This window comes from Pseudoteredinibacter isoporae (assembly GCF_011602085.1).
Lineage (GTDB): Bacteria > Pseudomonadota > Gammaproteobacteria > Pseudomonadales > Cellvibrionaceae > Pseudoteredinibacter > Pseudoteredinibacter isoporae.
In genome coordinates this window covers 1,349,334-1,361,593 of the sequence record NZ_JAAONY010000001.1, presented here as the reverse complement: position 1 = coordinate 1,361,593, position 12,260 = coordinate 1,349,334, and the positions used below count along the sequence as shown (strand labels likewise).

The window sequence follows — 12,260 nt, the reverse complement described above, 5'->3', positions numbered from 1 at the left end:
GTCGAAATTGGATTTTCAAGCACTCGAGGGGAATTTTTTTGCATATCTGCCAAGGCTGAAGAGGAAGACAAAAATCAGGATTGGGCAGCGATTTTTGAATCAGTGGGTAGAGCCACTCAGGGGCCTCACCTCATAGGCTTAAAGAAATAAGCTTTCGGGGCCGGCCTCCAGGAGGGCTGGAATGAGGCCGGCTTTTCAGAATGAGGGCTATAAACACCCAGTATGGGCACCTTCAGTGGCACCTTATTTTGGTTTTACTTCATCGTTATGGATAGAAGAACGTGGCTCAGCGGATTCCCATTCCCCTTCAATCACATCTCCTGATTGCCCGGCACGGCCACCCGGCCCCTGATGAAAGGAGTGGCCGTGAAACGACTGGCTGTGCACCGTCTGCACATGCATGTTTTTGATCACACCAGCAATAATGGCGCTACGCAAACCCGGAATCAGACAGGCGAAACCAATAGCATCGGTTATAAAGCCCGGGGTAAGCAATAATGCGCCACCGACGGCCAGGCACAGCCCTTCGGCCATTTCCTTCGCCGGCATTTGGCCGCTAGCCATCTTTTCACGGGCCTGAAGCAAGGTACGCAAACCCTGCTGGCGCAGCAGCCAAGTACCGAGAATTGCGGTGAGAAACACAAGAGCAATAGTATTCAGAGCGCCAATTTGCCCACCTACCTGAATCAGCAGCCAAAGCTCCAGAACTGGCATGATAATGAACAATAAAAATAGACCGCGCACGTTAGTAACCTCACTCGTTTTAACTGGGTTTTCTTGCCTTAAGGTAGATATGGTTGCCGTAGCCGCTTGAAACAAGGGCCCTTAGCCAATCTTAACCCATAGCAAGCGTGGACCATATAAGCATAGGCCTACCACTAGCTTACCACTGATAGGCCACACCGACTGTTAGACGAGTATCTTTGCGCTTGGCGCCCTCTGCGGGCAGATTATCGAAGTCGTATTGAAATTTAACATCCGAGGAGAGCCCGTAACCCAGAGGGACTTTAAGTCCGGTCTCGGTATCCAGCTCCCAATCTTCGGCCAATTGCATCGAATAGCTGAGCTGGTGTTTATGAAACAGGGTGGCCGAAAACGGCAAACGATAATCCAGCTGCAAAGCCCACTGCCAGTTCAAGCGCTCTTCGGTATTGGATGAACCGGTTTGCTCCTCGTTTTGCAGATTTAAACCACTTTCCAGCGCCAGACTCAGATCCCGGCGCTTGAACCACTGATAACCGACACCCAAACCCAGGCCATGGCGTTGATCGATATTCTTGGATTCCAGCATTTCCGTGCTGACGTCGGTATAGAGGAACCAACGCTCTTTGAAAAACCAGTCCAGCTGATAGCCCAGTTTGTAATCCTCAGTTTGCTGAGACTGCAGAAGTTTGTCGGTATTGTCGTATTTGAAATCGGCTTCATGACGATAGTCACCATGTTCAGCACCCACTTTGGCCGACACATCCCAATCATCTTCTTCTTTGTTTCCTCGAGACAAAACACCTGCAACCGACAAGCTGCCGCTGATGTCCAGATCCTGGGTATAAAACTGCTCAAAGGGTTCCACCTGATCAACCGCAAGCAAATCCATTTTATTGCCCTGGCTTTGGGAGCAACTGTAGTGCATTTCGCCGTTGCTCACTTGAATGATGCTACAGGCATCATCGCGCCCCTGTATTTTCACCAGCGTATCGCTGTTAAAACTTTCCACCTTGCTCAACGGTATGGAGAGTTCTCCCAACATCGGGGATTGCCAACGCAGGGTGCTCCCCTCGATTCCAAGCAAATCACCCTGTAAGCTATCGCCATTCATCAGCGTCAATCGCGCTGCAAAGGCTTGAGTGGAAAGTAAGAACAACAAGAAAATACTGGTCAGTCGAGTCATGAAACAATCTATGGAATAGTGATTAAACAATGTCGATGGAAGAATTCAGTCAGGCGGTTTATCAAATCGTTGCAGCCATACCCAAGGGCAAAGTCGCCTCCTATGGTCAGGTTGCCAAACTCGCCGGCTACCCCAACCACAGCCGCCACGTGGGCAAGCTGATGGGCCGCTTACCCAAAGGCAGCAAAATCCCCTGGTTTCGGGTTATTAATAGTCAGGGGAAAATTTCTCTAGCGCCCGGCCCGGCCTACGACAAGCAACAATCGCTATTGCTGGCCGAGGGCGTTGAATTTATTGGCGAACGCGTCGCCAAGGGCTGCCGTTGGGAACCTTGAGCCTAAAACACCAAGAGCATTCTAGAAAATAATCAACGATAAAGCTTATTGATTTTAAAATCGCTCGCTGCTGGAGATCTAATCAACCCCAACAGCGTTATTCTATATTACGCTCCGTTATAGGGATCAGCCTTTGCAAGATCAACACCAGAACAACCGCTGGTATTCCTAGCGCGGCCGTAACATAAAAGAAAACTTCGTACCCCAGTGCAAGAGACATCATTCCAGAGTATCCAGCGATCAGCTTGGGAAATAATGTCATCAGAGAACTAAAAATTGCGTACTGCATCGCTGTAAACGAAACACTTGTAAGACTCGACAGATAAGCAATAAAGGCAGCCGTAGCTAAGCCACCCGATAAATTGTCGGCTGTGATAGCAGCAGCAAGTAAGACTGAATTAGCTTCGGATGCTGCAACATATGAAAACAGAATATTGGTCAAAGCGGATAAAATAGCGCCCAACAACAAAGTTCTGTATACGCCATATCGGATAGACAGGGCTCCCCCCAAAAAGCCACCCGCTAATGTAGCGAATAAACCATAAAACTTGGAAAGCGATGCTATCTGCTGTTTGGAATACCCTGCATCCGCATAAAATACATTCGCTATAACCCCCATGACGATATCTGAAAGGCGATACAGGGCAATCAGCCCCAGAATCATCATAGCTCCCTTTCCGTATCGCTCAAAAAAGTCGGTAATGGGGTCTACATAACTTCTTTGAACAATGTAGGCAGGAACCACGTTAGCCCTTACCACGAGCTTGACCACAACAAAGACACAAGCAATAGATAAAAACATCCTGGATGTCTCAACCAAAAAACCTGCCAGAGCCTTATTATTAAAAAACTCTAACAATTCAGGTTTGAAGCTGTTCAACTGCGGCCCCAACCAAACGAATGAAGAAGCAAAGGAGATTGCACAGACGATAAACCCGAGCAATAGCCGTAAATTTTCAGAGCTTGAATTGGTTTCTCGGCCAATATCAGCACTGGGCTCATTAATAGATAAAGTCGTAAGCACCCCTGCAAGCATTGCAAAGGCCATGGTTAGATAGGCAATGGACCAAGATATAGAGGAATAACTGTCACCACCCAAAAAGTCGGAAATCAGAAGCGCTCCAGCACCACCCAATAACATCCCACCCCGGTATCCAGCAATGTACGCACTGGATAATATAGACTGCAAGTAGCTATCAGCGGATTCAATGCGATATGCATCAATAACAATATCCTGTGTTGCAGCCGCAAATCCCAGTGAAACAGCCGCTCCGGCTGTAAGCCATAGGCTGTACCCAGGATCACTTAACGCCATAAAACCAATAGAAAGTATCACCCAGACTTGGCTAAATAACAGCCACGACCTTCGCCGCCCCAACCAATTGGCAAGATAAGGCAGGCGCATCTGATCAACCAACGGTGCCCAGATAAACTTAAATGAATAGCCCAATGCAGCCCAACTAAGAAAAGCTATTGTAGAACGTTCAATTCCCGCCTCTTTAAGCCATAGGGACAAAGTGCTAAAAATCAAAAAGTAAGGTATCCCGGCTGAGAACCCCAACAGCAAGATAACCGCTACTTTCTTCGATAAAATGAGACTGAACGTTTCACGCCAGCTGAACTGCTCAATTTTCGACATTGAATTTACTACAGGGTCCTAATCGCGGAAATTATTAAACTGCAATGGCATTTCCAGATCAGCAGCGCGTAACATGGCCATCACTGCTTGCAAATCGTCACGCTTCTTGCCCGTCACTCTTACTTGGTCACCTTGAACCTGAGCCTGGACCTTGAGCTTTTTCTCTTTAATCATTTTGACGATTTTTCTGGCCAGATCGCTATCAATGCCTGTACGAACAACCACATCCTGTTTCTTTTGTTTACCCGAAGAAATGATGTCTTTGCATTCCAGACACTGAATATCAATTTTATTTTTGTGCAGATCGCTTTGCAGGATATCCAGCATTTGCTGAACCTGAAATTCTTCATCCGCACGAATGGTGATCACAAAATCGTTGCGGGTGAACTCGGCATCGACACCTTTGAAATCAAAACGTGTATTTACCACACGATTCGATTGATCGACGGCATTGGTTAAGGTGTGCTTATCCACCTCGGATACGATGTCAAAAGACGGCATGAAGATCCTCTGCTGAGCAAATTAACAAACTGCCCAGCATCATACCTAGCAGCCCAATGAAAAACTATCGGATTGCTCAAATGCCATCATTTTCGGCGATAGAACGGATTCATACGCGATAGAAAACCGCATAGAAAAAATAAAGCAATGGAAAGTATAAAAATTCGACAAGAAAAAAGACCCTTACCGGTTCGACTCTAATGCAGCTAGTGTTTCAGTGCTAGGCGTCCATGCGAATCGAGGAGCTGTATATTTGTACAGTCAAACCGGCAAGGCTAACCATAATAGGTCTTGGCCACCTGCCCCGTCAAGGCCTGCCGGAAGTTATTTTGAAAAGACTGATGAAGGACAACCAAAAGCCCTTCCGCCATACTTCTAGGGGTTAGCAACTACCCACTAACAAGCTGTGTCGTTAAAAGACGATGGAGACGTAGATAGACATCCTCGCGGCTCAGCATTTCCGGCACCGCCAGGCGGCGAAAGCGCAGAAAGTGGGCAACATCCAGGAGCAGATTGGCGTCCGTTTCAGGATCTTTCGTTTTCATCTGGCGATAGAACTCATGGATTCTGGGGAACAGACGATTGCACAATTCATAGGCAAAATTGCGCTGCTCTTCTTCAAGGTGGAGGTCAAAATGGAAGGTCATTTCCACTGCGACCCCTTCACTGCGCTCCGCAATATCAGACTCGATAAGTTCGGTCATATACTTGGCCAGCATCTCTACCAAGGCTGTGCGGTCATTCTCGCGCCGAGCCTGCTCAAGGCTGGGCAGGAGATACTCCTCATACAGAGCCTCCCAACGGCCTTCAAACTCATTCAGAACCGAGTGCTTGTAATAGGCAAAGGCATCGTGGAGCAGCGCTTCCAGATCCTTGAAATGATAGGTCGTCAGGGAGAGGCTAACACCTGCTTCCTTGGCAATGGCCCGGTGAGTCAGGGCTCGATAGCCCTGCTGAGCAAGAACTCTGAGAGCGGCATCCAGGATTTGCTGGCGGGTTTGCTCGCCTCGACTGCTGGTTTTTGCCGACTGCTGGGCCATGAAAAGATCCTACGTAAAAAGCGCCATGATAACAGGCTGGGGCCAAGCTGTAGAGACAACTTGGCCCGAAGGTCACTCAGTCTAGAGGGCCAGCATCAGGTAAACAGCCAGGGCACAGAGCCAGAACAGGCCGGTGCGGAAGAACAAGGATTGCAGCGCTTCCATTTCACAGCAGATTGATTCGCAATCCAGTTTGCAGTCCACATCAATATCCAGGGCACCGCCTACAGCATTGCCCAGAACCTTTTTGGATGGGGTTTTGAAACACAGCAGGCTGTCACGCCAGCGCTGCATGCAGCTGATAAAATTACCGGTAATCGCAAAGCTCAGCCCCAATACCCGGACCACAGGCCATTCCAGCAGCCAGAGCAGCTTATCCAGAGGCTTGGTGGAAATCGGCTGATCTTCAGGGTCGACACTTGCTTCCTCAGATTTAAGCTCGGCAAGTTCGGTACTGGCCTCCCCTTCGCTCGACTGGACATCGTCAGTTTGCGAATCGGCTGTTGCAGGCTGAGCCTCGGCTTTATGGGCCAGCAGCCGGGCTTGATTCTCATCGTGGAAGATACGCAATATGCGGTAGGCCAAAGCCGCCAAGGGCCCTAGCATGGCGAACCAGAAAAACACCACAAACACCCGCTCCATGGCGCGATAGGCCGCATTCAGCAAACTCTGGTGATACAGTTCTGCACGCTCTTCCGAGAGCTCTTCATCGGCCGGGCTGGCCTGAAGATCGGTTGCCGCAGATCTTATCGCCTCTTCGTCAGTGCCTCTTACGGCCGCAATAAAGGCTTGCACTTGGGTTTTGAAATCATCTCGTCCGATGCTGTAGAGCAGGATAAAGGCCGTAATCACAAACTCGATCAGGCGACTGTGCCCGGAACTCCAGTGCAGTGCATACGCGGCAACCGCCAGGGGCACCAATGCCGCAATTAACCAATACAGCCAGGGTTTGTTTCTGAGGCTCTTGCCAGAGATGGCGTCCAGCCAGGGCTTTATCCACTGATCGATATGAAGCCAGGAAGGTATCCCAAACCAGCGCACACAGATCAGGGCAATCAGTAAAACAGTCAGTTGCATAGTATCACCCGCTTTTAAAGGTCTCTCTGCTTAGACGAGGTTAGTTGCCCGATTTATCACCAGCCAACGTAAAAAGTTGTCGGAATTCGTTTTCATAACGCGCCCAATCGAAACAAGGGCCCGGATCGGTTTTTCGGCCGGGGGCAATATCACTGTGCCCGCAGATATTAAAGCCCGACATATTTGATGCATTACCGGATACCACACCCCCATCTTGTTGAACAATCTTCGGGCAGCACTCTACAAGCTCAAGACTCAGACGCGCCAGGGCCTGGTACTGAACATTGGTATAGGTTTGATCGTCGCAACCCTCCAGTTCAATGCCAATACTGAAGTCGTTACAGTTTTCTCGTCCGGCAAAACAGGATTTCCCCGCGTGCCAGGCACGCTCGAAGATATCGACAAACTGTGTGATATCGCCTTTGCGATCGATCAAAAAATGGGCGGAGACTTCAAGGCCGGCGATGGTCTCGAAATAGTCATGGGCCGTGCAATCAAGCTGATTGCAAAAGAAATCTTCAATATATTTTGCACCAAACTCTCCCGGGGGTAGGCTGATGTTATGGATGACCAACAGGGATATGTCCGAAATATCCGGGCGCTGATTAAAATTCGGAGATGGGCATGCCCGAATATGGTGCAACCAACCTGTTTCATTATCTTTCAAGCGTATTTCCCCAAAAACCCATAGCTGCACATATATTTCGCTGAAGCGGCGAATGGCATAAAATGTCCCCTGCTCATTCTAACGCCCAACCAAGCGAGATAAAACTATGCAAGCCGCAGACATTATTGCCGAAATGAAAGTGCTCCCGGAAATTGATCCGGCACGAGAAGTGGCACGCCGAGTTGCTTTTATTAAGGCCATGCTGCTACAGGCCAAGAGCAAAACGCTTGTGCTGGGTATCAGTGGCGGTGTGGACTCCACCACTTGCGGTCGATTGGCTCAATTGGCGATCGATGAATTAAATCAGGAACAGGCAGCTGACTATCAGTTTATTGCCGTACGCCTGCCCTACGGCACTCAAAAGGATGAGGATGAAGCTCAACTCTCCCTGCGCTTTATCCAGCCAAGCCATTCACTCAGCGTCAATATAAAAGATGCCGCCGATGGCGCTCATGCCTCGACACTATCAGCCATCGCTGACGCTGGTCTGGATCAAGGCAGCGACGCGCAACAGGATTTTGTCAAAGGCAATGTAAAAGCTCGCTGTCGCATGCTTGTGCAATATGAAATTGCCGGCTTGTACAACGGCTTGGTGTTGGGCACCGACCACTCTGCGGAAAACATCACCGGCTTTTACACCAAATGGGGCGACGGAGCCTGCGACATGGCACCGCTGTTTGGCTTGAGCAAACGTCAGGTTCGTCAGCTTGCGGCTTATTTGGGCGCGCCTGAACTGCTGGTCCACAAGACGCCAACAGCTGACCTTGAATGTTTGGAACCACAAAAAGCCGATGAGCAGGCTCTCGGTTTATCCTACGCACAAATTGATGATTTTCTGGAAGGCAAAAACCAGGATCCAGACGTTGAGGCAAAACTGATTCAAATCTACCTACGTACTCAGCATAAGCGCGAGGCCATTCCCACCGTTTACGATCTGGATATTTAATTTCCATGAGCACAGCCGAAGCCCCGAATCGCTTACCGGAATCCAGCCTGCGAATTCTCAGGGTTTACAGCTACTATCGCTTTGTTCTTAGCGCACTGCTGCTGGCCATGTTCGCTGGCGGCATAAGCCGGGATATTTTCGGCTCCAGTGATCCGAGATTGTTTTTTCATACCGCTATTGCCTACTGCCTGCTGAGCGCGTTCAGCCTTGTGCGAGTTTGGTGGGGCTCACAGACTGCACGTACCGAACAGGTATTCGCTACCATTGTTGTCGACTTGTTATTTATCAGCCTGCTCACCTATAGCAGCGGTGGCACCAGCAGCGGTTTGGGGTATCTGTTTTTTATCACGGTTATTACCGCGAGCCTTTTCATACAAGGGCAAATTCATTACGCCCTCGCCGCGCTGGCAAGCATCTTTCTGCTGACCAGTGAGTTGCTGATATCTCCGATAGATCAGCGTAATGTGTTTTCCGCGGGTGCCATTGGTGCTCTGCTCTTTTTGGTATCGGGAATTTTCCAGAACGTGAGCCTTCGTTTGCACTTGAGTGAACGGGCCGCGTTGGAGCAGGCAGCTCATGCTCGTTACCTTGAACAATTAACCCATCGAATTGTGGCCCGACTGTATACCGGTATCGTGGTAGTCAATAAAAACAACGAAGTTGAAATTATTAATCAGTCCGCCAAACTTCTGTTGAATTATGAAAGCGATTTACCAGAGCTTCCGTTTTCTCTGGATCAATTACCCGACCTTCAAGAACACTTAAAACAGTGGCAGGAAAAGCCCCAGAACACGGCGCAAATCATTCAGTTTCATAACAACCCCCAGGAACTCAGAATCGGTTTTGTGCAACAAGGCGAAGACACACTCATCTTTATTGATGATAACCGCCAGATACATAACCAAGCCCAGCAACTCAAACTCGCCTCGCTTGGTCGCCTAACTGCATCCATCGCACATGAGATTCGTAATCCATTGGGTGCACTGAGCCACGCTAATCAGCTTCTGCAGGAATCCCCTGAAATTCATGAAGCCGACAAACGCCTGACCGAAATCATCGACAGCCATTGTCTGCGGGTAAACGGCATTATTGAAAGTGTGCTGCAGATGTCACGCCGAAGAGCCGCAAATGCCAAAGCCGTAGAACTCAATCAGTGGTGTAATGAATTTTGCAAACGCTACAGCAGTGAGAATGGCGCCTATATAAGCACCCACTCTCTGGCGAACGATTTAAACAGTGCCTGCGACCCGCATCAGATGGATCAAGTACTGAGCAACCTGGTTGACAATGGGGTACGATACAGCGAAGAACACAGTGGCAACGCCAAGGTCGAGCTGGTACTCGACAGAGAGAAGGAAACCCAACGGCCAATCATCGATATTATCGACAGTGGCCCAGGCATTCCAGAAAAGGAACGCAGCAAAGTTTTTGAGCCCTTTTACACAACCCACCATGCCGGCTCAGGGCTTGGCCTGTTTCTCGTAAAAGAACTGTGCGAAGCTAATCAAGTTTCCATTTTTATTAAAGAAAGTCGCCCAGGACACAACTGTATTCGGCTTCGTTTTCCAGACCCAGAGGCATTATTGCAATGAGCAAGGCACGCAGAGTTTTAGTTATCGATGATGAGCCCGATATCCGTGAATTGCTGGAAATTACTTTGGGTCGCATGGGCCTCGACACCATCGCAGCAGGTGACTGTCAGAGCGCTCGCAAACTATTACAAGAAGAAGAGTTTGACCTTTGCCTGACCGATTTAAAGTTACCGGATGGCGATGGCATTGAGCTGGTCCGCGCTATACAGGGCCTGAGCTACCCTCTGCCAGTTGCGGTATTTACCGCCCATGGCAACACCGATACCGCCATCACCGCGATGAAAGCCGGAGCCTACGACTTCGTATCCAAGCCTGTTAACCTCGAACAATTGCGTTCACTGGTGCACAGCGCGCTTGAAGTAAAGGGCAAAGCTGCGAAATCAGCCAAGCAAAAAGGTCCCAGCTTTGTCGGGGAATCCGAGGCCACCAAGCGTTTGAAAAAACAAATTCGCAAGCTGGCTCAATCCCAGGCCCCCATTTATATTTCCGGTGAGTCGGGCAGTGGTAAAGAGGTGGTCGCCCGCTCTATTCATTACCAGGGCCCTCGAGCTGAAGGCCCGTTTATTCCCGTAAACTGCGGAGCCATTCCCGCAGAACTGATGGAAAGTGAATTTTTCGGCCATAAAAAAGGCGCCTTCACCGGTGCCCATCAGGACAAAATCGGCCTGTTTCAGGCCGCCGATGGCGGCACCCTGTTTCTTGACGAAGTGGCCGACCTTCCCCTGGACATGCAAGTAAAACTGCTGCGCGCCATTCAAGAGAAAGCGATTCGTCCCATTGGTGCACAAGCAGAAATTTCAATAAACGTTCGCATCCTGAGCGCAACCCACAAAGATCTGCAAGCCGAGGTCGCCTCGCAACGTTTCCGCAGCGACCTGTTCTACCGTATTAATGTCATCGAAGTTTCCGTACCTGCACTTCGTGAGCGCAAAGAAGACATTGCTGCGCTGTGTGATTATTTTCTCAATCGCATCGCCAATGACATCGGCCTGGACCCAGCCGCATTAAGCGAAAAGGCGAAGCAGAGACTCCATCACTATCACTTCCCGGGAAATATTCGAGAACTGGAGAATATTTTGGAAAGGGCATTCACCCTTTGCGAAGATGATGTGATTAATGAAGCGGATTTGTTTATCAACGAAACGCCGCCCAGCACAAACCAGCCCAGCCATCAGAAACACGCCCTCGATGGTCGGAGCCTGGACGAATACCTCATCGAAATCGAAAAAGAGTTTCTGCTGAGCGCCCTCGAAGAGTGTCGTTGGAATAAAACCGCTGCTGCGGAGAGTCTTGGCATTACTTTTCGATCGTTCCGCTATAGACTTAAGAAACTGGGCTTAGAAGACGCCTAAACCAAACACCCTTTGGCTGACAAAGGCTGGGCCAAAGAGCCGCTCTTGCCTTAGTGTCGTTGATGCCCGAAAGCAGTAGCTTGTGCCTCGTATCACAAACGAGGACAAGTTATGACACATCAACCTCAAGAAACTATTCGTGCAAATGGATTCAGCATTATAGAAATGCTTATCATCATTGTGCTGATGGCAATTATCGGCGCGCTCGCCATGCCAAATATGCGCAGTTTCTTTCACAAAAGTAATGCCGAAAATAGCGCCCGCCAACTTCTCGGCGCCCTTCAAGCAACTCGAGCCGCAGCTGTTCAATCTCGAAGAATTGCCACACTCTGTCCGACGAGCGACGGAAAAGTTTGCAGTCGGCGCTGGGACGATCAGCTCATGGTTTTTATTGATGACAATAAAAATGGCAAACGCTCAAAAAACGAAGAGATCATTCATGTCCGCAGTGGCCTGCAAAGCGGCGCCTACATCGAGTGGAGCGCATTCCGAAACCCCAAGTACTACATTCAGTACCGACCCGATGGAAGCACTAACTATCACAATGGCACGTTTGCCTATTGCCCACCTATCGACCCGGGAATTAACCATCGGCAAATAAAAATCAACCGTGCTGGGCGACCTCGCATAGCATTCAAGCATGAGCACAGAAAGAAGTTTTGCAAAAAGAAAAAGGCCAAGTGATCTTCACTTGGCCTTTTAATCAAGTCAGTGTTCGCAGCTTAGCGCCAGCACTTTTTGATTTTGGTTTGATTAGTAACGTTTTTCACGCCCCTTACGCCTGCATTGGTATAGGTTAGAGCCTGACATTCGCTATCGTTAAAGCCACCTTCCGGAGTAGCCGTTAAGGTATAGGTTCTACACATAGGCGCAGTATCCGAGCCTGCCTGACAGCCCACCGGGCCAACGGTTATAGATAACTTATAGTTTTCATTCTCGCTTAAATCATCTTCAAGACCCAAGCCACATGCCACACCAGAGCAGGTACTCGTTCCCTTTATTACGTTGGTATAGGAAACATATTGAGCAAAGAACTGCTCCTGTTTGGAGGCCGCCTTCAGCAAAATCTCCTTTGCCTCAACACGCTTACCACGCATCCCAGCTTCCCCAAAGTATGGAATTGCGACCGATGCGATAATACCAATAATCACTACAACGATCATCAATTCAACCAGCGAAAACCCTCGCATGGCATGATTTGACGCTGCCATAAACCCCTCCTA

Annotated in this window: 13 protein-coding genes; 5 read left to right on the top strand and 8 right to left on the bottom strand. The window is 49.3% G+C overall.

Features of this window, described 5'->3' with window-relative positions; translation table 11 throughout:
- Nucleotides 1–243: 243 nt before the first annotated feature.
- Together G8768_RS05975 and G8768_RS05970 are read right to left on the bottom strand one after the other, a co-directional pair.
- Complete coding sequence (locus G8768_RS05975) at nt 244–744, bottom strand: FxsA family protein (protein ID WP_341800978.1); 501 nt, start codon at nt 742–744, stop codon at nt 244–246.
- 139 nt (nt 745–883) lie between these two features.
- Nucleotides 884–1,888, bottom strand: coding sequence for a DUF481 domain-containing protein (locus G8768_RS05970; RefSeq protein ID WP_166849918.1), 1,005 nt, complete (start codon nt 1,886–1,888; stop codon nt 884–886).
- Between the two features lie 29 nt (nt 1,889–1,917).
- Here G8768_RS05970 and G8768_RS05965 point away from each other — a divergent pair, with 29 nt between their 5' ends.
- Nucleotides 1,918–2,223, top strand: coding sequence for an MGMT family protein (locus G8768_RS05965; protein ID WP_243749363.1), 306 nt, complete (start codon nt 1,918–1,920; stop codon nt 2,221–2,223).
- Nucleotides 2,224–2,320: 97 nt separating this feature from the next.
- Here G8768_RS05965 and G8768_RS05960 read toward each other — a convergent pair whose 3' ends face one another.
- The 5 genes from G8768_RS05960 to ampD all read right to left on the bottom strand — a co-directional run bounded on the left by G8768_RS05960 (nt 2,321) and on the right by ampD (nt 7,147).
- On the bottom strand, nt 2,321–3,862 hold the full coding sequence (locus tag G8768_RS05960) for an AmpG family muropeptide MFS transporter (protein ID WP_166849925.1): 1,542 nt from the start codon (nt 3,860–3,862) through the stop codon (nt 2,321–2,323).
- An 18-nt stretch (nt 3,863–3,880) separates the two neighbouring features.
- Entirely contained in the window at nt 3,881–4,363 is a 483-nt protein-coding gene (locus tag G8768_RS05955) for a YajQ family cyclic di-GMP-binding protein (protein ID WP_166849928.1), read from the bottom strand.
- A gap of 389 nt (nt 4,364–4,752) precedes the next feature.
- Nucleotides 4,753–5,403: a TetR/AcrR family transcriptional regulator gene (locus G8768_RS05950; RefSeq protein WP_166849933.1), complete on the bottom strand. Its 651-nt coding sequence runs from the start codon at nt 5,401–5,403 to the stop codon at nt 4,753–4,755.
- An 81-nt stretch (nt 5,404–5,484) separates the two neighbouring features.
- Nucleotides 5,485–6,480, bottom strand: coding sequence for a regulatory signaling modulator protein AmpE (locus G8768_RS05945; protein ID WP_166849936.1), 996 nt, complete (start codon nt 6,478–6,480; stop codon nt 5,485–5,487).
- 40 nt (nt 6,481–6,520) lie between these two features.
- A complete protein-coding gene (gene ampD, locus G8768_RS05940; RefSeq protein WP_166849940.1) occupies nt 6,521–7,147 on the bottom strand; it encodes a 1,6-anhydro-N-acetylmuramyl-L-alanine amidase AmpD in 627 nt (208 codons plus the stop codon).
- Nucleotides 7,148–7,253: 106 nt separating this feature from the next.
- Between ampD and nadE the strand changes: the two genes are divergently transcribed.
- The 4 genes from nadE (at nt 7,254) to G8768_RS05920 (ending at nt 11,721) form a co-directional block, all read left to right on the top strand.
- Nucleotides 7,254–8,093, top strand: coding sequence for an ammonia-dependent NAD(+) synthetase (gene nadE, locus G8768_RS05935; protein ID WP_166849943.1), 840 nt, complete (start codon nt 7,254–7,256; stop codon nt 8,091–8,093).
- Nucleotides 8,094–8,098: 5 nt separating this feature from the next.
- The gene (locus G8768_RS05930; RefSeq protein WP_166849946.1) at nt 8,099–9,685 is read left to right on the top strand and encodes a sensor histidine kinase; all 1,587 of its coding nucleotides are present in this window, start codon (nt 8,099–8,101) and stop codon (nt 9,683–9,685) included.
- Nucleotides 9,682–11,037 carry a sigma-54-dependent transcriptional regulator gene (locus tag G8768_RS05925; protein ID WP_166849952.1) on the top strand — a complete coding sequence of 452 codons (1,356 nt, stop codon included), beginning with the start codon at nt 9,682–9,684 and terminating at the stop codon, nt 11,035–11,037. The genes G8768_RS05930 and G8768_RS05925 overlap by 4 nt, the downstream gene beginning before the upstream one ends.
- Before the next feature lie 111 nt (nt 11,038–11,148).
- Nucleotides 11,149–11,721: a GspH/FimT family pseudopilin gene (locus G8768_RS05920; protein ID WP_166849955.1), complete on the top strand. Its 573-nt coding sequence runs from the start codon at nt 11,149–11,151 to the stop codon at nt 11,719–11,721.
- A gap of 38 nt (nt 11,722–11,759) precedes the next feature.
- Here G8768_RS05920 and G8768_RS05915 read toward each other — a convergent pair whose 3' ends face one another.
- On the bottom strand, nt 11,760–12,248 hold the full coding sequence (locus G8768_RS05915; RefSeq protein WP_166853348.1) for a type IV pilin protein: 489 nt from the start codon (nt 12,246–12,248) through the stop codon (nt 11,760–11,762).
- Between the last annotated feature and the right edge of the window lie 12 nt (nt 12,249–12,260).